Source organism: Thauera sp. K11, assembly GCF_002354895.1.
In the GTDB taxonomy this organism is placed as follows: Bacteria; Pseudomonadota; Gammaproteobacteria; order Burkholderiales; family Rhodocyclaceae; genus Thauera; species Thauera sinica.
The window spans coordinates 926,689-950,771 of record NZ_CP023439.1; the positions used below are offsets into that span (position 1 = coordinate 926,689).

The window sequence follows — 24,083 nt, forward strand, 5'->3', positions numbered from 1 at the left end:
GGTGCTGGGCGGGGAGGCGGTCCAGGCGGGCAGGCTGCAGCAGATTCCATCGCCGCGGCCGCGGTTCATCAACAGCTACGGCCCGACCGAGTGCAGCGACGTGGTGGTGTGGCACGGGCTGGAGGCGGAGCTGGGCGGGTACGCGCAGGGGGTGCCGCTGGGCCGTCCGGTCCGCAACACGCGGCTGTATGTGCTGGACGAGCATCGGGCGCCGGTGCCGATCGGGGTGGTGGGCGAGATCTGGATCGGGGGCCGGTGCGTGGGCGCGGGCTACCTGAACCAGCCGGAGCTGACGGACGAGCGCTTCATGGCGGACCCGTTCGCCACCGTGGCCGAGGGCGAGGCCCCGGCGCGCATGTACCGGACGGGCGACCTGGGCCGCTGGCTGTCGGACGGAACGATCGAGTACCTGGGCCGCAACGACTTCCAGGTGAAGGTGCGGGGCTTCCGGATCGAACTGGGCGAGATCGAGGCGCACCTGGCGCAATGCGAAGGCGTGAGCGACGTGGTGGTGATCGCGCGCGAATCGGGCGACGGCGAAGCCAAGCACCTGGTGGCGTACTACGTGGGCGAAGCCGCGGCCGACGCGCTGCGCGCGCACGCGGGCGACGGGCTGCCGTCGTACATGGTGCCGTCGGCCTTCGTGCGGCTGGAACGCCTGCCGCTGACCCCCAACGGCAAGCTCGACCGGGCCGCACTGCCGGCCCCCGAAGGCGACGCCTTCGTGCGCCGCGGCTATGAAGCACCGCAGGGCGAGGTGGAACAGACGCTGGCGCGGCTGTGGAGCGAGTTGCTGGGGGTGGAGCAGGTCGGCCGCCACGACAACTTCTTCGAATTGGGCGGGCACTCGCTGCTGGCCATCACCCTGATCGAACGCATGCGTGCAGCCGGGCTGCACGTGGATGTCGGAACACTGTTTTCGAGCCCGATTCTGGCCGACTTTGCCGCGGCCACGACGGAAATCGAGGAGATATTGCTGTGACTGTCGTCGACCTCCTGTCCCTCCTCGAGGCCAAAGGTATCTCTCTCGCGCTGAATGGAGATCAACTCGCTGTACGCGGAGACAAGAAAGCGCTGGCCGATGCGGGCCTCGTCGATCTGCTGCGCCAGAAGAAGGCCGAACTGATCGCGTTCCTGCAGCAAGGCGGGCAGACGACCGGCCTGGGCGGACGCGTCGCCGTGCCGCCGAACGGCATCCCGTCCGACGGCAGTGCCGAACGCATCACGCCGGAGATGGTGACGCTGGCGGCGCTGACGCAGGACGAGATCGACGCCCTGGTCGCACAGGTGGCGGGCGGCACGCCGAACATCCAGGACATCTACCCGCTGGCGCCGCTGCAGGAAGGCATGCTGTTCCACCACCTGGTGGACCCGGAGCACGACGCCTACGTCGAGGCCGGCCTGATCGCGGCTCCCTCGCGCGAGCGCCTGGACAGCCTGCTGGCGGCGATCCAGCGCGTGATCGACCGTCACGACATCCTGCGCACGAGCCTCGTGTGGCAGGGCGTGCCCGAACCGCTGCAGGTGGTCAGCCGGCAGGCGCGGCTCGCGATCGAGGAGATCGCGCTGGACCCGTCGCAGGGCGAGGCGGCGGCGCAGCTCGAAGCGCGGCTGGACCCGCGCAACACGCGCTTCGACCTGACGCAGGCGCCGCTGATCCGCGCCTGGGTGGCCGAGGACGCCCGGAACGGGCGGTGGCTGCTGCGCATCCTGTCGCACCACCTGGTGCTGGACCACACGACGCAGGACCTGCTGGTCGAAGAGGCGGCGCTGATCGAGGCGGGCCGGGCATCGGAGCTGCCGGCGGCGGTGCCGTTCCGCAACTTCGTGGCGCAGGCGCGGCTGGGGGTGAGCGAGGCCGAGCACGAAGCCTTCTTCACCCAGATGCTGGGTGACATCGACGAACCGACGGCGCCGTTCGGGCTCTTGGACGTGCAGGGCGACGGCAGCGAAATCGAAGAGGCGGAACACCGGGTTGCTCCCGAACTGGCCGCCGCCATCCGTCACCACTGCCGCCGGCTGGGGGTGAGCGCGGCGAGCCTGATGCACCTGGCGTGGTCGCTGGTGCTGGCACGCACGACGGGTCGCGAGGACGTGGTGTTCGGGACGGTGCTGTTCGGGCGCATGCAGGGCGGCGAAGGCGCGGACCGGGTGATGGGGATGTTCATCAACACCCTGCCGGTGCGCTTTTCCGTGGACGGATCGGGCGTGGAAGCGGCGCTGCGGCAGACGCATGCGCGCCTGGCGCAGTTGCTGCGTCACGAACACGCCCCGCTGTCGCTGGCACAGCGCTGCAGCGCGGTCGAAGCGCCGGCGCCGCTGTTCACCGCGCTGCTCAACTACCGCTACAGCCCCGAAGCGGACGAGGCGGGCGGCGACGGCGTGGAGCGCGCGTTTGCCGACCTGGTGGCAGTGGCCGGCCACGAACGCACGAACTACCCGCTGACGTTCTCGGTGGACGACCTGGGCGAAGGCTTCCTGCTGACGGCGCAGGTGAGCCGCCCGCTGGAGGCCGCGCGGGTGTGCGGCTTCATGCAGAGCGCGCTGTCGGGCCTGGTGGAGGCGCTGTCGTCGCATCCGCAGGCGCCGCTGAGCGGCGTGGGCGTGCTGCCGGCCTCCGAGCGCTGGCAGGTGGTGCAGGGCTGGAACGCGACGTCCTACGCCTACCCGCGGGAGAGCGGGGTGGGCGAACTGTTCGCACAGATGGCGCAGGCCACGCCGTCCGCCCTGGCGGTGCTCGACGGCGAACGGACGCTGAACTACGCGGAACTGGACGCGTGGTCGAACCGCCTGGCGCACGCGCTGCTCGATGCAGGGCTGCAGGCGGGCGAGGCGGTGGCGCTGAGCCTGCCGCGCTCGGCCGAACTGGTGGTGGCGGAACTGGCGGTGCTCAAGGCGGGCGGAGCGTACCTGCCGCTGGACACGGTGCTGCCGGGCGAGCGCCAGGCGCTGATGGCGCAGGACGCGGGGGTGCGCCTGCTGATCGGGCGCGCCGGCGAAGCGGTGGCTGCGGAACTGTCCGGCCTGCAGCGGCTCGACGCGGACGGCGAAGCGCTGTCGTCGCAGCCGTCCGGCACGCCGGACGTGCGCACGGGCGGCGACGCGCTGGCCTACGTCATGTACACCTCGGGCTCGACGGGCCGTCCGAAAGGGGTGGAGATCCTGCACCGGGGGATCGTGCGGCTGGTGCGCAACAACGGCTACGCGGCGTTCGGCGCGGATGACCGGGTGGCGCTGGCGGCGAACCCGGCGTTCGACGCGAGCACGCTGGAAGTGTGGGCGGCGCTGCTCAACGGCGGCGCGGTAGTGGTGATCGACCAGGACACGCTGCTCGATCCGCAGCGTCTGGCGGGGGCGCTGGGCGATCGCGCGGTGAGCGTGCTGTGGCTGACGGTGGGCCTGTTCAACCAGTACGAGCGGGTGCTGGGCCCGGTGCTGCCGGGGCTGCGCTACCTGATCATCGGCGGTGACGCGCTGGACCCGCGGGTGGTGCGCAAGGTGCTGCGCGAGCACCGTCCGCAGCACCTGCTCAACGGCTACGGCCCGACCGAGAGCACGACGTTCGCGATCACGCACGAGATCGAATCGCTGGCGGAAGAGGCGGCCAGCGTGCCGCTGGGCCGCCCGATCGGCAACACGCGGATCTACATCCTGGACGGCCACGGCCAGCCGGTGCCGATCGGGGTGGCAGGCGAGCTGTACATCGGCGGCGATGGCGTGGCACGCGGCTACCTGAACCAGCCGGAGCTGACGGCCGAGCGCTTCGTCGCGGACCCGTTCGCCACCGTGGCCGAAGGCGACGCCCCGGCGCGCATGTACCGGACGGGCGACCTGGGCCGGTGGCTGTCGGACGGGACGATCGAATACCTGGGCCGCAACGACTTCCAGGTGAAGGTGCGGGGCTTCCGCATCGAACTGGGCGAGATCGAGGCGCACCTGGCGCAGGCCGCGGACGTGAGCGACGTGGTGGTGATCGCGCGGGCGGACGGCGACACCGACACCAAGTACCTGGTGGCGTACTACGTGGGCGAGGCCGCGGCCGAGGCGCTGCGCGCGCACGCGGGCGACGGGCTGCCGTCGTACATGGTGCCGTCGGCCTTCGTGCGCCTGGCGCGCCTGCCGCTGACCCCCAACGGCAAGCTCGACCGGGCGGCACTGCCGGCCCCCGAAGGCGACGCCTTCGTGCGCCGCGGCTATGAAGCACCGCAAGGCGACGTCGAACAGACGCTGGCGCGGCTGTGGAGCGAACTGCTGGGGGTGGCGCAGGTCGGCCGCCACGACAACTTCTTCGAACTGGGCGGGCATTCGCTGCTGGCGGTGAGCCTGATCGAGCGCATGCGCCAGGCCGGGCTGCAGGCCGACGTGCGCGCGCTCTTCACCAGCACGAGCCTGGCCGAACTGGCCGCGAGCGTGGGCGCGGGGCCGGCACGGATCGAAGTGCCGCCGAACGGCATCCCGGCCGACGGCAGCGCCGAACGCATCACGCCGGAGATGGTGACGCTGGCCACGCTGACGCAGGACGAACTGGACCGGCTGGTGGCGCAGGTGCCCGGCGGGGTGCGGAACATCCAGGACATCTACCCGCTGGCGCCGCTGCAGGAAGGCATCCTGTTCCACCACCTGATGGCCGAGGACGGCGACCCGTACCTGCTGCCCAGCGTGTATGGCTTCAAGCAGCGCGAAGCGGTGTCGCGCTTCGTGGACACGGTGCAGCAGGTGATCGGGCGGCACGACATCCTGCGCACGGCGGTGTACTGGGAAGGGCTGTCGCAGCCGGTGCAGGTGGTGCAACGCGAAGCGCGGCTCGAGCTGGTCGAACTGGACGCGGGCGACTTCGGCACGGAAGACCTGGCCGCGGCGCTGGAAGCGCGCTTCGACCCGCAGCACACGCGGCTGGACCTGGGCCACGCGCCGCTGCTGCGCGCGCACCTGGTGGAGGACGCGCGGAACGGTCGCTGGCTGCTGCACATCCTGGCGCACCACCTGGCGATCGACCACACGACGCTGGACCTGCTGGTCGAGGAAGCCGAGCTGATCGAACAGGGCCGCGAAGCGGAACTGCCCGCGCCGGTCCCGTTCCGCCACTTCGTGGCGCAGGCGCGGCTGGGGGTGAGCCAGGAAGAGCACGAAGCCTTCTTCCACGACATGCTGGGTGACATCGACGAACCGACGGCGCCGTTCGGGCTGCTGGACGTGCAGGGCGACGGCAGCGGGATCGAGGAAGCACGGCTGCGGCTGGACCCGGCGCTGGCGCAGACGGTCCGTGCCCAGGCGCGCCGGCTGGGGGTGAGCGCGGCGAGCCTGATGCACCTGGCGTGGTCGCTGGTGCTGGCGCGCACGACGGGTCGCGAGGACGTGGTGTTCGGGACGGTGCTGTTCGGGCGCATGCAGGGCGGCGAAGGCGCGGACCGGGTGATGGGGATGTTCATCAACACGCTGCCGGTGCGCCTGGGCGTGGGCGAAGTAGGCGTGGAAGCGGCGCTGCGGCAGACGCACGCGCGGCTGGCGCAGTTGCTGCGTCACGAACACGCCCCGCTGTCGCTGGCGCAGCGCTGCAGCGCGGTCGACGCGCCGGCGCCGCTGTTTACGTCGCTGCTCAACTACCGCTACAGCCCGGGCATGCAGGCCGTGCTCGACGGCACGGCCGAGCGCGACGACGAGATCGTGGAACTGGGCGGGCATGACCGCACCAACTACCCGCTGACCCTGTCGGTCGACGACCTGGGCCAGGACTTCCTGCTCTCCGCCCAGGCCGTCGCCGGGCTGGACCCGCTGCGTGTCTGCCACTTCATGCAGCGCGCGCTGGCGGGCCTGGCCGACGCGCTGGCGCGCGATCCGCAGCGGGCGCTGAACAGCCTGGGCATCCTGCCCGAGGCCGAGCGCGCGCAGGTGGTGGACGGCTGGAACGCCACGCACCGGCCGTACGCCCTGGAACAGGGCACGGCACGACTCATCGAAGCGCAGGCCGCGCGCACGCCGCAGGCGGTCGCGCTGCAGCAGGACGAAACGTCGCTGACGTACGCCGAACTGGACGCCCGCGCGAACCGCCTGGCGCACCACCTGCGCACGCTGGGCGTGGGGCCGGACGTGCGGGTGGCGGTATGCCTGGGGCGCAGCGTGGAACTGGTGGTGGCGGAACTGGCCGTGCTCAAGGCCGGCGGCGCCTACGTACCGCTGGACCCGGCCTACCCGGGCGAGCGGCTGGCCTACATGCTCGAAGACTGCGAACCGGGGGTGATCCTGACCGACGGGGGGCTGGAGGCGGAGCTGCAGACGCTGATCGCGATCGCCGCGGCACGCCACGAACCGGCGCTGCCGGTGCTGGACCTGCGCCAGGACGGCGCCTGGCGCGCCCTGCCCGAGGACGCGGTGACGGTCGCCGGGCTGAGGCCGCATCACCTGGCCTACGTGATCTACACCTCGGGTTCGACGGGCCGCCCCAAGGGGGTGATGATCGAACAGCGCAGCCTGAACAACCTGATCGGCTGGCACATCGAGCGCTTCGGACTGGAGGCGGGCAGCCGCAGCAGTTGCACGGCGGGGGTGGCGTTCGACGCCTGCGCGTGGGAGACCTGGCCGGTGCTGGCCGCGGGCGGCACGCTGCTGCTGGCGCCGGCGGCGAGCGAAGGGGACCCGCAGGCGCTGCTGGCATGGTGGCAGTCGCAGGCGCTGGACGTGAGCTTCCTGGTGACGCCGCTGGCCGAGCACGCGCTCGCGCACGGCCAGGCCAACGGCGGGGTGCGCAGCCTGCTGATCGGCGGCGACCGGCTGCGGCGCTGGCCGTCGGGCCTGCCGTCGGGGCAGGCGCTGGTGAACAACTACGGCCCGACCGAGAACACGGTGGTGGCCAGCTCGGGGACACTGAGCGCGGACGGCGTGCTGCACATCGGCCGTCCGATCGGCAACACGCGGATCTACATCCTGGACGGCCACGGTCAGCCGGTACCGATCGGGGTGGCGGGGGAGCTGTACATCGGCGGCGACGGCGTGGCGCGCGGCTACCTGAACCAGCCGGAGCTGACGGCCGAGCGCTTCGTCGCGGACCCGTTCGTCACCGTAGCCGAGGGCGACGCCCCGGCGCGCATGTACAAGACGGGCGACCTGGGCCGGTGGCTGTCGGACGGAACGATCGAATACCTGGGCCGCAACGACTTCCAGGTGAAGGTGCGGGGCTTCCGCATCGAACTGGGCGAGATCGAGGCGCACCTGGCGCAGGCCGCGGACGTCAGCGACGTGGTGGTGATCGCCCGTGCGGATGGCGACACCGACACCCAGCATTTGGTGGCGTACTACGTGGGCGAGGCCGCGGCCGAGGCGCTGCGCACGCACGCGGGCGACGGGCTGCCGTCGTACATGGTGCCGTCGGCCTTCGTGCGCCTGGCGCGCCTGCCGCTGACCCCCAACGGCAAGCTCGACCGGGCCGCACTGCCGGCCCCCGAAGGCGACGCCTTCGTGCGCCGCGGCTATGAAGCACCGCAGGGCGACGTCGAACAGACGCTGGCGCGGCTGTGGAGCGAGTTGCTCGGCGTGGCGCAGGTCGGCCGCCACGACAACTTCTTCGAACTGGGCGGGCATTCGCTGCTGGCGGTGCAACTGGTATCGCGGCTGCGCAGCGAAGTCGCACTCGAACTGAGCCTGTCCGAACTGTTCGACACGGCGAGCCTGTCCGAACTGGCGGCGCGGATCGAGGCGCGGCGCGCGGCGGGCGAAGCCGGTGCGGTGCTCGAGGCGATCGGCCGGGCCGACCGCGCCGCGCCGCTGCCGCTGTCGCTGGCGCAGCAGCGGCTGTGGTTCCTGGGCCGCCTGGGCGGGGCGAGCGAGGCGTACCACATCGCCGGCGCGGTCGCGCTCGAAGGCGAACTGGACGCCGCGGCGCTCGCGCAGGCGCTGTGGCGGGTGCAGGCGCGCCACGAAGCGCTGCGCACGCGCTTCGGGGTGGACGGACAGGGCCAGCCGGTACAGGTGATCGACGGCCCCGACAGTGCGCTGGCATGGCACACGGAAGACCTGTCGGGGCTGGCGGGCGAAGCGCAGGACGCGGCGCTGCAGGCGAGCCTGGGGTCGGAAGCGTCGGCGCCGTTCGACCTGGAACGCGGCCCGCTGCTGCGGGCGCGGCTGATGCGCCTGGGCGAAGGGCATCACGTGCTGTCGCTGTGCATGCACCACATCATCTCGGACGGCTGGTCGATCGGGGTGCTGCTCGACGAGTTGAGCACGCAGTACGGCGCCTGCGTGGCGGGCGAAGACGACCCGCTGCCGGCGCTGGCGGTGCAGTACGCGGACTACGCGGCGTGGCAGCGGCAGTGGCTGAGCGGGGGTGCGCTGGCGGCGCAGCAGGCGTACTGGCAGGCGACGCTGGCGGCGCGTCCGCGGCTGCTGAGCCTGCCGCTGGACCACGCGCGCCCGGCGCAGCAGGACTACCGGGGCGACACGGTGCCGGTGTGGCTGCCGGAGGCGCTGACGCAGCGGCTGCAGGCGCTGGCGCAGCGCGAAGGGGTGACGCTGTACATGGTGCTGCTGGCCAGCTGGGGCGTGCTGCTGGGCCGGCTGGCGGGACAGGACGAAGTGGTGATCGGCACGCCGGTGGCCGGCCGCACGCGCCAGGAAGTGGAAGGGCTGATCGGGTTCTTCGTGAACACGCTGGCGCTGCCGGTGGACCTGCGCGCGGCGGGCGCGGGCGAAGGACAGGACGAAGGAGCGGACGAAGGACCGGACACGCGCGACCTGCTGGCGCGGGTGAAGGCGCAGGTGCTGGGAGCGCAGGCGCACCAGGCGCTGCCGTTCGAGCAGGTGGTGGACCTGGTGCAGCCGCCGCGCAGCCTGTCGACCACGCCGCTGTTCCAGGCGGTGCTGGCGTGGCAGAACACGCCGGAAGGAGAACTGAGCCTGCCGGGTCTGACGCTGCGCCCGCTGGCAAGCCCGCAGGCGACGGCGCAGTTCGACCTGACGCTGAACCTGATGCCGCTGGAAGGGGGCGTGGGCGGGGGTCTGAACTACGCGACGGCGCTGTGGTCGCGGGCGACGATGGAACGGATGGTGGGCGGCTGGCAGGTGCTGCTCGAAGCGATGCTGTCGCAGCCGGAGGTGGCGGTGAGCCGGCTGGCGATCCTGCCCGAGGCCGAGCGCGCGCAGGTGGTGGACGGCTGGAACGCGACGGCGCGGGACTATCCGCCGGGCCGCTGCCTGCACGAACTGATCGAGGCGCAGGCCGATCGCACGCCGCAGGCGGTCGCGGTGCGGCAGGACGGGGCGTTGCTGACGTACGCCGAACTGAACGCCCGCGCGAACCGCCTGGCGCACCACCTGCGCACGCTGGGGGTGGGGCCGGATGCGCGGGTGGCGGTGTGCCTGGGGCGCAGCGTGGAACTGGTGGTGGCGCTGGTGGCGGTGCTCAAGGCAGGCGGGGCGTACGTGCCGCTGGACCCGGGCTATCCGGGCGAGCGGCTGGCCTACATGCTCGAGGACTGCGAACCGGCGGTGGTGATCAGCGCGGCCGAACTGGCCGGGCGCATCGGCGCGGAGCGGCCCGGAGCGGTGCTGCTGGACATGGCGCAGCCGTCCGCCTGGGCGGATGCCAGTGCGGCCAACCCCGAGCCGTTCGCGGGCAACGAGGCGCACCTGGCCTACGTGATCTACACCTCGGGCTCGACGGGCCGTCCGAAGGCGGCGCAGGTCTGGCGGCGGGGGCTGCAGAACCTGCTGGGGTGGTACGTCGAGGACGCGGGCCTGAGCGGTGAGGACCGTGTCCTGCTGCTGAGTTCGCACAGCTTCGACCTGACGCAGAAGAACATCTTCGGTCCGCTGGTGGTGGGGGGCTGCCTGCACCTGGGGGCGGAACCGTTCGATCCGCAGCGCATCCTCGCGCAGATCGAGGCCGAAGGCATCACGTGGCTCAACCTGGCGCCGAGCGCGTTCCATGCGCTGATCGAGGCGGGTGCGGGGGTGCTGCAGCGGCTGGGGACGGTGGTGCTGGGCGGGGAGGCGGTCCAGGCGGGCAGGCTGCAGCAGATTCCATCGCCGCGGCCGCGGTTCATCAACAGCTATGGCCCGACCGAGTGCAGCGACGTGGTGGTGTGGCACGGGCTGGAGGCGGAGCTGGGCGGGTACGCGCAGGGGGTGCCGCTGGGCCGTCCGGTCCGCAACACGCGGCTGTATGTGCTGGACGAGCATCGGGCGCCGGTGCCGATCGGGGTGGTGGGCGAGATCTGGATCGGGGGCCGGTGCGTGGGCGCGGGCTACCTGAACCAGCCGGAGCTGACGGACGAGCGCTTCATGGCGGACCCGTTCGTCACCGTGGCCGAGGGCGAGGCCCCGGCGCGCATGTACCGGACGGGCGACCTGGGCCGCTGGCTGGCGGACGGAACGATCGAATACCTGGGCCGCAACGACTTCCAGGTGAAGGTGCGGGGCTTCCGCATCGAGTTGGGCGAGATCGAAGCGCACCTGGCGCAGGCCGCGGACGTGAGCGACGTGGTGGTGATCGCGCGCGAATCGGGCGAAGGCGAAGCCAAGCACCTGGTGGCGTACTACGTGGGCGAGGCCGCGGCCGAAGCACTGCGCGCGCACGCAGGCGACGGGCTGCCGTCGTACATGGTGCCGTCGGCCTTCGTGCGCCTGGCGCGCCTGCCGCTGACCCCCAACGGCAAGCTGGACCGGGCCGCACTGCCGGCCCCCGAAGGCGACGCCTTCGTGCGCCGCGGCTATGAAGCGCCGCAAGGCGAGGTCGAACAGACGCTGGCGCGGCTGTGGAGCGAACTGCTGGGCGTGGCGCAAGTCGGCCGCCACGACAACTTCTTCGAACTGGGCGGGCATTCGCTGCTGGCGGTGCAACTGGTATCGCGGCTGCGCAGCGAAGTCGCACTCGAACTGAGCCTGTCCGAACTGTTCGACACGGCGAGCCTGTCCGAACTGGCGGCGCGGATCGAGGCGCGGCGCGCGGCGGGCGAAGCCGGTGCGGTGCTCGAGGCGATCGGGCGGGCCGACCGCGCCGCGCCGCTGCCGCTGTCGCTGGCGCAGCAGCGGCTGTGGTTCCTGGGCCGCCTGGGCGGGGCGAGCGAGGCGTACCACATCGCCGGCGCGGTCGCGCTCGAAGGCGAACTGGACGCCGCGGCGCTCGCGCAGGCGCTGTGGCGGGTGCAGGCGCGCCACGAAGCGCTGCGCACGCGCTTCGGGGTGGACGGACAGGGCCAGCCGGTGCAGGTGATCGACGGGCCCGACAGTGCGCTGGCGTGGCACACGGAAGACCTGTCGGGGCTGGCGGGCGAAGCGCAGGACGCGGCGCTGCAGGCGAGCCTGGGGTCGGAAGCGTCGGCGCCGTTCGACCTGGAACGCGGCCCGCTGCTGCGGGCGCGGCTGATGCGTTTGGGAGAAGGGCATCACGTGCTGTCGCTGTGCATGCACCACATCATCTCGGACGGCTGGTCGATCGGGGTGCTGCTCGACGAGTTGAGCACGCAGTACGGCGCCTGCGTGGCGGGCGAAGACGACCCGCTGCCGGCGCTGGCGGTGCAGTACGCGGACTACGCGGCGTGGCAGCGGCAGTGGCTGAGCGGGGGCGCGCTGGCGGCGCAGCAGGCGTACTGGCAGGCGACGCTCTCAGAGCGTCCGCGGCTGCTGAGCCTGCCGCTGGACCACGCGCGCCCGGCGCAGCAGGACTACCGGGGCGACACGGTGCCGGTGTGGCTGCCGGAGGCGCTGACGCAGCGGCTGCAGGCACTGGCGCAGCGCGAAGGGGTGACGCTGTACATGGTGCTGCTGGCCAGCTGGGGCGTGCTGCTGGGCCGGCTGGCGGGACAGGACGAAGTGGTGATCGGCACGCCGGTGGCCGGCCGCACGCGCCAGGAAGTGGAAGGGCTGATCGGGTTCTTCGTGAACACGCTGGCGCTGCCGGTGGACCTGCGCGCGGCGGGCGCGGATGAAGGACAGGGCGAAGGACCGGACACGCGCGACCTGCTGGCGCGGGTGAAGGCGCAGGTGCTGGGGGCGCAGGCGCACCAGGCGCTGCCGTTCGAACAGGTGGTGGACCTGGTGCAGCCGCCGCGCAGCCTGTCGACCACGCCGCTGTTCCAGGCGGTGCTGGCGTGGCAGAACACGCCGGAAGGAGAACTGAGCCTGCCGGGGCTGACGCTGCGCCCGCTGGCGAGCCCGCAGGCGACGGCGCAGTTCGACCTGACGCTGAACCTGATGCCGCTGGAAGGGGGCGTGGGCGGGGGTCTGAACTACGCGACGGCGCTGTGGTCGCGGGCGACGATGGAACGGATGATGGGCGGCTGGCAGGTGCTGCTCGAAGCGATGCTGTCGCAGCCGGAGGTGGCGGTGAGCCGGCTGGCGATCCTGCCCGAAGCCGAGCGCGCGCAGGTGGTGGACGGCTGGAACGCGACGTCCTACGCCTACCCGCGGGAGAGCGGGGTGGGCGAGCTGTTCGCACAGATGGTGCAGGCCACGCCGTCCGCGCCGGCGGTGCTCGACGGCGAGCGGACGCTGAGCTACGCGGAACTGGACGCGTGGTCGAACCGCCTGGCACACGCGCTGCTCGATGCTGGGCTGCAGGCGGGCGAGGCGGTGGCGCTGAGCCTGCCGCGCTCGGCCGAACTGGTGGCGGCGGAACTGGCGGTGCTCAAGGCGGGCGGAGCGTACCTGCCGCTGGACACGGTGCTGCCGGGCGAGCGCCAGGCGCTGATGGCGCAGGACGCGGGGGTGCGCCTGCTGATCGGGCGCGCCGGCGAAGCGGCGGCCGCGGAACTGTCCGGCCTGCAGCGGCTCGACGCGGACGGCGAGGCGCTGTCGTCGCAGCCGTCCGGCACGCCGGACGTACGCACGGGCGGCGACGCGCTGGCCTACGTCATGTACACCTCGGGCTCGACGGGCCGCCCGAAAGGGGTGGAGATCCTGCACCGGGGGATCGTGCGGCTGGTGCGCAACAACGGCTACGCGGCGTTCGGCGCGGATGACCGGGTGGCGCTGGCGGCGAACCCGGCGTTCGACGCGAGCACGCTGGAAGTGTGGGCGGCGCTGCTCAACGGTGGTGCGGTGGTGGTGATCGACCAGGACACGCTGCTCGATCCGCAGCGTCTGGCGGGGGCGCTGGGCGATCGCGCGGTGAGCGTGCTGTGGCTGACGGTGGGCCTGTTCAACCAGTACGAGCGGGTGCTGGGCCCGGTGCTGCCGGGGCTGCGCTACCTGATCATCGGCGGTGACGCGCTGGACCCGCGGGTGGTGCGCAAGGTGCTGCGCGAGCACCGTCCGCAGCACCTGCTCAACGGCTACGGCCCGACCGAGAGCACGACGTTCGCGATCACGCACGAGATCGAATCGCTGGCGGAAGAGGCGGCCAGCGTGCCGCTGGGCCGTCCGATCGGCAACACGCGGATCTACATCCTGGACGGCCACGGCCAGCCGGTACCGATCGGGGTGGCGGGCGAGCTGTACATCGGCGGCGACGGCGTGGCACGCGGCTACCTGAACCAGCCGGAGCTGACGGCCGAGCGCTTCGTGGCGGACCCGTTCGCCACCGTGGCCGAAGGCGACGCCCCGGCGCGCATGTACCGGACGGGGGACCTGGGCCGGTGGCTGGCGGACGGAACGATCGAATACCTGGGCCGCAACGACTTCCAGGTGAAGGTGCGGGGCTTCCGCATCGAACTGGGCGAGATCGAAGCCCACCTGGCGCAGGCCGCGGACGTCAGCGACGTGGTGGTGATCGCGCGGGCGGACGGCGACACCGACACCAAGTACCTGGTGGCGTACTACGTGGGCGAGGCCGCAGCCGAAGCACTGCGCGCGCACGCAGGCGACGGGCTGCCGTCGTACATGGTGCCGTCGGCCTTCGTGCGGCTGGCACGCCTGCCGCTGACGCCGAACGGCAAGCTGGACCGGGCCGCGCTGCCGGCCCCCGAAGGCGACGCCTTCGTGCGCCGCGGCTATGAAGCGCCGCAAGGCGACGTCGAACAGACCCTGGCGCGGCTGTGGAGCGAGTTGCTCGGCGTGGAGCCAGTCGGACGCCACGACAACTTCTTCGAACTGGGCGGGCACTCGCTGCTGGCGGTGAGCCTGATCGAGCGCATGCGCCAGGCCGGGCTGCAGGCCGACGTGCGCGCGCTCTTCACCAGCACGAGCCTGGCCGAACTGGCCGCGAGCGTGGGCGCGGGGCCGGCGCGGATCGAGGTACCGCCGAACGGCATCCCGGCCGACGGCAGCGCCGAGCGCATCACGCCGGAGATGGTGACGCTGGCGGCGCTGACGCAGGACGAACTGGACCGGCTGGTGGCGCAGGTGCCCGGGGGCGTGCGGAACGTCCAGGACATCTACCCGCTGGCGCCGCTGCAGGAAGGCATCCTGTTCCACCACCTGATGGCCGAGGACGGCGACCCGTACCTGCTGCCCAGCGTGTACGGCTTCCGGCAGCGCGAAGCGGTGTCGCGCTTCGTGGACACGGTGCAGCAGGTGATCGGGCGGCACGACATCCTGCGCACGGCGGTGTACTGGGAAGGGCTGTCGCAGCCGGTGCAGGTGGTGCAGCGCGAAGCGCGGCTCGAGCTGGTCGAGCTGGACGCGGAAGAATTCGGCACGGCAGAGCTGGCCGCGGCGCTGGAAGCGCGCTTCGACCCGCAGCACACGCGGCTGGACCTGGGCCGCGCGCCGCTGCTGCGCGCACACCTGGTGGAGGACGCGCGGAACGGTCGCTGGCTGCTGCACATCCTGGCGCACCACCTGGCGATCGACCACACGACGCTGGACCTGCTGGTCGAAGAGGCCGAACTGATCGAACAGGGCCGGGAGTCGGAACTGCCGGCGCCGGTGCCGTTCCGGCACTTCGTGGCGCAGGCGCGGCTGGGGGTGAGCCAGGCAGAACACGAAGCCTTCTTCACCCAGATGCTGGGCGACATCGACGAGCCGACGGCGCCGTTCGGGCTGCTGGACGTGCAGGGCGACGGCAGCGGGATCGAGGAAGCACGGCTGCGGCTGGACCCGGCGCTGGCACAGACGGTCCGCGCGCAGGCGCGCCGGCTGGGGGTGAGCGCGGCGAGCCTGATGCACCTGGCGTGGTCGCTGGTGCTGGCGCGCACGACGGGGCGCGCGGACGTGGTGTTCGGGACGGTGCTGTTCGGTCGCATGCAGGGCGGCGAAGGCGCGGACCGGGTGATGGGGATGTTCATCAACACCCTGCCGGTACGCTTTTCCGTGGACGGATCGGGCGTGGAAGCGGCGCTGCGGCAGACGCATGCGCGGCTGGCGCAGTTGCTGCGTCACGAACACGCCCCGCTGTCGCTGGCGCAGCGCTGCAGCGCGGTCGAAGCGCCGGCGCCGCTGTTTACGTCACTGCTCAACTACCGCTACAGCCCGGGCATGCAGGCCGTGCTCGACGGCACGGCCGAGCGCGACGACGAGATCGTGGAACTGGGCGGGCATGACCGCACCAACTACCCGCTGACCCTGTCGGTCGACGACCTGGGCCAGGACTTCCTGCTCTCCGCCCAGGCCGTCGCCGGGCTGGACCCGCTGCGTGTCTGCCACTTCATGCAGCGCGCGCTGGCGGGCCTGGCCGACGCGCTGGCGCGCGATCCGCAGCGGGCGCTGAACAGCCTGGGCATCCTGCCCGAGGCCGAGCGCGCGCAGGTGGTGGACGGCTGGAACGCCACGCACCGGCCGTACGCCCTGGAACAGGGCACGGCACGACTCATCGAAGCGCAGGCCGCGCGCACGCCGCAGGCGGTCGCGCTGCAGCAGGACGAAACGTCGCTGACGTACGCCGAACTGGACGCCCGCGCGAACCGCCTGGCGCACCACCTGCGCACGCTGGGCGTGGGGCCGGACGTGCGGGTGGCGGTATGCCTGGGGCGCAGCGTGGAACTGGTGGTGGCGGAACTGGCCGTGCTCAAGGCCGGCGGCGCCTACGTACCGCTGGACCCGGCCTACCCGGGCGAGCGGCTGGCCTACATGCTCGAAGACTGCGAACCGGGGGTGATCCTGACCGACGGGGGGCTGGAGGCGGAGCTGCAGACGCTGATCGCGATCGCCGCGGCACGCCACGAACCGGCGCTGCCGGTGCTGGACCTGCGCCAGGACGGCGCCTGGCGCGCCCTGCCCGAGGACGCGGTGACGGTCGCCGGGCTGAGGCCGCATCACCTGGCCTACGTGATCTACACCTCGGGTTCGACGGGCCGCCCCAAGGGGGTGATGATCGAACAGCGCAGCCTGAACAACCTGATCGGCTGGCACATCGAGCGCTTCGGACTGGAGGCGGGCAGCCGCAGCAGTTGCACGGCGGGGGTGGCGTTCGACGCCTGCGCGTGGGAGACCTGGCCGGTGCTGGCCGCGGGCGGCACGCTGCTGCTGGCGCCGGCGGCGAGCGAAGGGGACCCGCAGGCGCTGCTGGCATGGTGGCAGTCGCAGGCGCTGGACGTGAGCTTCCTGGTGACGCCGCTGGCCGAGCACGCGCTCGCGCACGGCCAGGCCAACGACGGGGTGCGCAGCCTGCTGATCGGCGGCGACCGGCTGCGGCGCTGGCCGTCGGGCCTGCCGTCGGGGCAGGCGCTGGTGAACAACTACGGCCCGACCGAGAACACGGTGGTGGCCAGCTCGGGGACGCTGAGCGCGGACGGCGTGCTGCACATCGGCCGCCCGATCGGCAACACGCGGATCTACATCCTGGACGGCCACGGCCAGCCGGTACCGATCGGGGTGGCGGGGGAGCTGTACATCGGCGGCGACGGCGTGGCGCGCGGCTACCTGAACCAGCCCGAGCTGACGGCCGAGCGCTTCGTGGCGGACCCGTTCGCCGCGGCCACGGCCGGGAACCCGGCCCCGCGCATGTACCGGACGGGCGACCTGGGCCGGTGGCTGGCGGACGGGACGATCGAGTACCTGGGCCGCAACGACTTCCAGGTGAAGGTGCGGGGCTTCCGCATCGAACTGGGCGAGATCGAAGCGCACCTGGCGCAGGCCGCGGACGTCAGCGACGTGGTGGTGATCGCCCGTGCGGATGGCGACACCGACACCCAGCACCTGGTGGCGTACTACGTGGGCGAAGCCGCGGCCGACGCGCTGCGCACGCACGCGGGCGACGGGCTGCCGTCGTACATGGTGCCGTCGGCCTTCGTGCGCCTGGCGCGCCTGCCGCTGACCCCGAATGGCAAGCTGGACCGGGCGGCGCTGCCGGCCCCCGAAGGCGACGCCTTCGTGCGCCGCGGCTATGAAGCGCCGCAGGGCGAGGTCGAACAGACGCTGGCGCGGCTGTGGAGCGAACTGCTCGGGGTGGCGCAGGTCGGCCGCCACGACAACTTCTTCGAACTGGGCGGGCATTCGCTGCTGGCGGTGCAACTGGTGTCGCGGCTGCGCAGCGAAGTCGCACTGGAGCTGAGCCTGTCCGAACTGTTCGACACGGCGAGCCTGTCCGAACTGGCGGCGCGGATCGAGGCGCGGCGCGCGGCGGGCGAAGCCGGGGCGGTGCTCGAGGCGATCGGGCGGGCCGACCGCGCCGCGCCGCTGCCGCTGTCGCTGGCGCAGCAGCGGCTGTGGTTCCTGGGCCGCCTGGGCGGGGCGAGCGAGGCGTACCACATCGCCGGCGCGGTCGCGCTCGAAGGCGAACTGGACGCCGCGGCGCTCGCGCAGGCGCTGTGGCGGGTGCAGGCGCGCCACGAAGCGCTGCGCACGCGCTTCGGGGTGGACGGACAGGGCCAGCCGGTACAGGTGATCGACGGGCCCGACAGTGCGCTGGCATGGCACACGGAAGACCTGTCGGGGCTGGCGGGCGAAGCGCAGGACGCGGCGCTGCAGGCGAGCCTGGGGTCGGAAGCGTCGGCGCCGTTCGACCTGGAACGCGGCCCGCTGCTGCGGGCGCGGCTGATGCGCCTGGGCGAAGGGCATCACGTGCTGTCGCTGTGCATGCACCACATCATCTCGGACGGCTGGTCGATCGGGGTGCTGCTCGACGAGTTGAGCACGCAGTACGGCGCCTGCGTGGCGGGCGAAGACGACCCGCTGCCGGCGCTGGCGGTGCAGTACGCGGACTACGCGGCGTGGCAGCGGCAGTGGCTGAGCGGGGGCGCGCTGGCGGCGCAGCAGGCGTACTGGCAGGCGACGCTGGCGGCGCGTCCGCGGCTGCTGAGCCTGCCGCTGGACCACGCGCGTCCGGCGCAGCAGGACTACCGGGGCGACACGGTGCCGGTGTGGCTGCCGGAGGCGCTGACGCAGCGGCTGCAGGCGCTGGCGCAGCGCGAAGGGGTGACGCTGTACATGGTGCTGCTGGCCAGCTGGGGCGTGCTGCTGGGCCGGCTGGCGGGGCAGGACGAAGTGGTGATCGGCACGCCGGTGGCCGGTCGCACGCGCCAGGAAGTGGAAGGGCTGATCGGGTTCTTCGTGAACACGCTGGCGCTGCCGGTGGACCTGCGCGCGGCGGGCGCGGGCGAAGGACAGGACGAAGGAGCGGGCGAAGGACCGGACACGCGCGACCTGCTGGCGCGGGTGAAGGCGCAGGTGCTGGGGGCGCAGGCGCACCAGGCGCTGCCGTTCGAACAGGTGGTGGACCTGGTGCAGCCGCCGCGCAGCCTGTCGACCACGCCGCTGTTCCAGGCGGTGCTGGCGTGGCAGAACACGCCGGAAGGAGAACTGAGCCTGCCGGGTCTGACGCTGCGCCCGCTGGCAAGCCCGCAGGCGACGGCGCAGTTCGACCTGACGCTGAACCTGATGCCGCTGGAAGGGGGCGTGGGCGGGGGTCTGAACTACGCGACGGCGCTGTGGTCGCGGGCGACGATGGAACGGATGGTGGGCGGCTGGCAGGTGCTGCTCGAAGCGATGCTGTCGCAGCCGGAGGTGGCGGTGAGCCGGCTGGCGATCCTGCCCGAGGCCGAGCGCGCGCAGGTGGTGGACGGCTGGAACGCCACGCACCGGCCGTACGCCCTGGAACAGGGCACGGCACGACTCATCGAAGCGCAGGCCGCGCGCACGCCGCAGGCGGTCGCGCTGCAGCAGGACGAAACGTCGCTGACGTACGCCGAACTGGACGCCCGCGCGAACCGCCTGGCACACCACCTGCGCACGCTGGGCGTGGGACCGGACGTGCGGGTGGCGGTATGCCTGGGGCGCAGCGTGGAACTGGTGGTGGCGGAACTGGCGGTGCTCAAGGCCGGCGGCGCCTACGTACCGCTGGACCCGGCCTACCCGGGCGAGCGGCTGGCCTACATGCTCGAAGACTGCGAACCGGGCGTGATCCTGACCGACGGGGGGCTGGAGGCGGAGCTGCAGACGCTGATCGCGATCGCCGCGGCACGCCACGAACCGGCGCTGCCGGTGCTGGACCTGCGCCAGGACGGCGCCTGGCGCGCCCTGCCCGAGGGCGCGGTGACGGTCGCCGGGCTGAGGCCGCATCACCTGGCCTACGTGATCTACACCTCGGGTTCGACGGGCCGCCCCAAGGGGGTGATGATCGAACAGCGCAGCCTGAACAACCTGATCGGCTGGCACATCGAGCGCTTCGGACTGGAGGCGGGCAGCCGCAGCAGCTGCACGGCGGGGGTGGCGTTCGACGCCTGCGCGTGGGAGACCTGGCCGGTGCTGGCCGCGGGCGGCACGCTGCTGCTGGCGCCGGCGGCGAGCGAAGGGGACCCGCAGGCGCTGCTGGCATGGTGGCAGTCGCAGGCGCTGGACGTGAGCTTCCTGGTGACGCCGCTGGCCGAGCACGCGCTCGCGCACGGCCAGTCCAACGGCGGGGTGCGCAGCCTGCTGATCGGCGGCGACCGGCTGCGGCGCTGGCCGTCGGGCCTGCCGTCGGGGCAGGCGCTGGTGAACAACTACGGCCCGACCGAGAACACGGTGGTGGCCAGCTCGGGGACACTGAGCGCGGACGGCGTGCTGCACATCGGCCGCCCGATCGGCAACACGCGGATCTACATCCTGGACGGCCACGGCCAGCCGGTACCGATCGGGGTGGCGGGCGAGCTGTACATCGGCGGCGACGGCGTGGCACGCGGCTACCTGAACCAGCCGGAGCTGACGGCCGAGCGCTTCGTCGCGGACCCGTTCGCCACGGCCACGGCCGGGAACCCGGCCCCGCGCATGTACAAGACGGGCGACCTGGGCCGGTGGCTGTCGGACGGGACGATCGAATACCTGGGCCGCAACGACTTCCAGGTGAAGGTGCGGGGCTTCCGCATCGAGCTGGGCGAGATCGAGGCGCACCTGGCGCAGGCCGCGGACGTCAGCGACGTGGTGGTGATCGCCCGTGCGGACGGCGCCGACGACACCCAGCACCTGGTGGCGTACTACGTGGGCGAGGCCGCAGCCGAGGCGCTGCGCGCGCACGCGGGCGACGGGCTGCCGTCGTACATGGTGCCGTCGGCCTTCGTGCGGCTGGCGCGCCTGCCGCTGACCCCCAACGGCAAACTGGACCGGGCGGCGCTGCCGGCCCCCGAAGGCGACGCCTTCGTGCGCCGCGGCTATGAAGCGCCGCAGGGCGAGGTCGAACAGACCCTGGCGCGGCTGTGGAGCGAACTGCTGGGGGTGGCGCAGGTCGGCCGCCATGACAACTTCTTCGAACTGGGCGGGCATTCGCTGCTGGCGGTGAGCCTGATCGAGCGCATGCGCCAGGCCGGGCTGCAGGCCGACGTACGCGCGCTCTTCACCAGCACGAGCCTGGCCGAACTGGCCGCGAGCGTGGGCGCGGGGCCGGCGCGGATCGAGGTGCCGCCGAACGGCATCCCGGCCGACGGCAGCGCCGAACGCATCACGCCGGAGATGGTGACGCTGGCGGCGCTGACGCAGGACGAACTGGACCGGCTGGTGGCGCAGGTGCCCGGGGGCGTGCGGAACGTCCAGGACATCTACCCGCTGGCGCCGCTGCAGGAAGGCATCCTGTTCCACCACCTGATGGCCGAGGACGGCGACCCGTACCTGCTGCCCAGCGTGTATGGCTTCAAGCAGCGCGAAGCGGTGTCGCGCTTCGTGGACACGGTGCAGCAGGTGATCGGGCGGCACGACATCCTGCGCACGGCGGTGTACTGGGAAGGGCTGTCGCAGCCGGTGCAGGTGGTGCAACGCGAAGCGCGGCTCGAGCTGGTCGAACTGGACGCGGGCGACTTCGGCACGGCAGACCTGGCCGCGGCGCTGGAAGCGCGCTTCGACCCGCAGCACACGCGGCTGGACCTGGGCCGCGCGCCGCTGCTGCGCGCGCACCTGGTGGAGGACGCGCGGAACGGGCGCTGGCTGCTGCACATCCTGGCGCACCACCTGGCGATCGACCACACGACGCTGGAGCTGCTGGTCGAGGAAGCCGAGCTGATCGAACAGGGCCGCGAAGCGGAACTGCCGGCACCAGTGCCGTTCCGCCACTTCGTGGCGCAGGCGCGGCTGGGGGTGAGCCAGGAAGAGCACGAAGCCTTCTTCACCCAGATGCTGGGCGACATCGACGAACCGACGGCGCCGTTCGGGCTGACGGAAGCCCTGGGCGGGCTGGACGAACACCATGTGCTGCTGCCGCGCACGCTGGCGCAGTCGGTGCGGGCGCAGGCGCGCCGGCTGGGGGTGAGCGCGGCGAGCCTGATGCACCTGGCGTGGTCGCTGGTGCTGGCGCGCACGACGGGTCGCGAGGACGTGGTGTTCGGGACGGTGCTGTTCGGGCGCATGCAGGGCGGCGAAGGCGCGGACCGGGTGATGGGGATGTTCATCAACACGCTGCCGGTGCGCCTCGGTATAGGCGACGCGGGCGTGGAAGCGGCGCTGCGGCAGACGCACGAACGGCTGGCGCAACTGCTGCGGCACGAGCATGCGCCGCTGGCGCTGGCGCAGCGCTGCAGCGCGGTGCAGACGCCGGCGCCGCTGTTCACCTCGCTGCTCAACTACCGGCACAGCGCGGTGGCGGTGGGCGACGCGGCGGCGGACGGCGTGCCGGCCGAGGGCGGGAACGACGTCGAATCGCTGGGAGCGAGCGAGCGCACGACCTATGCGCTGACGCTGACGGTCGATGACCTGGGCGAAGACTTCGTGCTCGGCGCGCAGGTGATGGAGGCGCCGCTGGCCGCGCGGGTGTGCGGCTTCATGCAGCGCGCGCTGGAGGTCGTGGCGGCGGCGCTGGAGCGCGACCCGCAGCAGGCGCTGCGTGCGCTGGACGTGCTGCCGGCGTCCGAGCGGACGCAGGTGCTGGAGGGCTGGAACGCGACGGCGCGGGACTATCCGCCGGGCCGCTGCCTGCACGAACTGATCGAGGCGCAGGTCGATCGCACGCCGCAGGCGGTCGCGGTGAGGCAGGACGGGGCGTTGCTGACGTACGCCGAACTGAACGCCCGCGCGAACCGCCTGGCGCACCACCTGCGCACGCTGGGGGTGGGGCCGGATGCGCGGGTGGCGGTGTGCCTGGGGCGCAGCGTGGAGCTGGTGGTGGCGCTGGTGGCGGTGCTCAAGGCGGGCGGGGCGTACGTGCCGCTGGACCCGGGCTATCCGGGCGAGCGGCTGGCCTACATGCTCGAGGACTGCGAACCGGCGGTGGTGATCAGCGCGGCCGAACTGGCCGGGCGCATCGGCGCGGAGCGGCCCGGTGCGGTGCTGCTGGACATGGCGCAGCCGTCCGCCTGGGCGGATGCCAGCACGGCCAACCCCGAGCCGTTCGCGGGCAACGAGGCGCACCTGGCCTACGTGATCTACACCTCGGGCTCGACGGGCCGTCCGAAGGCGGCGCAGGTCTGGCGGCGGGGGCTGCAGAACCTGCTGGGGTGGTACGTCGAGGACGCGGGCCTGAGCGGTGAGGACCGTGTCCTGCTGCTGAGTTCGCACAGCTTCGACCTGACGCAGAAGAACATCTTCGGTCCGCTGGTGGTGGGTGGCTGCCTGCACCTGGGGGCGGAACCGTTCGATCCGCAGCGCATCCTCGCGCAGATCGAGGCCGAAGGCATCACGTGGCTCAACCTGGCGCCGAGCGCGTTCCATGCGCTGATCGAGGCGGGTGCGGGGGGGCTGCAGCGGCTGGGGACGGTGGTGCTGGGCGGGGAGGCGGTCCAGGCGGGCAGGCTGCAGCAGATTCCATCGCCGCGGCCGCGGTTCATCAACAGCTACGGCCCGACCGAGTGCAGCGACGTGGTGGTGTGGCACGGGCTGGAGGCGGAGCTGGGCGGGTACGCGCAGGGGGTGCCGCTGGGCCGTCCGGTCCGCAACACGCGGCTGTACGTGCTGGACGAGCATCGGGCGCCGGTGCCGATCGGGGTGGTGGGCGAGATCTGGATCGGGGGCCGGTGCGTGGGCGCGGGCTACCTGAACCAGCCGGAGCTGACGGCCGAGCGCTTCATGGCGGACCCGTTCGTCACCGTGGCCGAGGGCGAGGCCCCGGCGCGCATGTACAAGACGGGCGACCTGGGCCGGTGGCTGTCGGACGGAACGATCGAATACCTGGGCCGCAACGACTTCCAGGTGAAGGTGCGGGGCTTCCGCATCGAACTGGGCGAGATCGAAGCCCACCTGGCGCAATGCGAAGGCGTGAGCGACGTGGTGGTGATCGCGCGCGAATCGGGTGACGGCGAAGCCAAGCATCTGGTGGCGTACTACGTGGGTGACGCCGCGGCCGACGCGCTGCGCACGCACGCGGGCGACGGGCTGCCGTCGTACATGGTGCCGTCGGCCTTCGTGCGGCTGGACCGCCTGCCGCTGACGCCGAACGGCAAGCTGGACCGGGCGGCGCTGCCGGCCCCCGAAGGCGACGCCTTCGTGCGGCGCAGCTTCGAGGCGCCGCAGGGCGACGTGGAACAGACGCTGGCGCGGCTGTGGAGCGAGTTGCTGGGGGTGGAGCAGGTCGGCCGCCACGACAACTTCTTCGAACTGGGCGGCCACTCGCTGCTGGCGGTGCAACTGCTCGTCCGCTTGAGGCAGGACTTCTCCGTCGAGTTGAGCCTCAGCCAGGTGCTCGCCGAGCCGACCGTCGAGGCGCTGGCCAAGAGCGTGCTGCTCGCCACGGTATCCCACTACGACCCGAACGACGTGGCGCAGGCAATGGCCGAGCTGGAAGGATTGTCGGCCGAAGAGATCGCGGCATTGCTCGCCAGCGAGAACGAAGACTGAGCGCCGTACCGTCCCAGTCATCAACCAACATTGAATATGTGTCTTTC

At 72.3% G+C, this 24,083-nt stretch carries 2 protein-coding genes; both read left to right on the forward strand.

Annotated features, from left to right (window positions below):
- Position 1: 1 nt before the first annotated feature.
- Positions 2-982, forward strand: coding sequence for a non-ribosomal peptide synthetase (locus CCZ27_RS24610; RefSeq protein WP_332460893.1), 981 nt, complete (start codon positions 2-4; stop codon positions 980-982).
- Positions 979-24,036, forward strand: a complete 23,058-nt coding sequence (locus CCZ27_RS04230; protein ID WP_096445866.1) for a non-ribosomal peptide synthetase — start codon at positions 979-981, stop codon at positions 24,034-24,036. The genes CCZ27_RS24610 and CCZ27_RS04230 overlap by 4 nt, the downstream gene beginning before the upstream one ends.
- Positions 24,037-24,083: the final 47 nt, after the last annotated feature.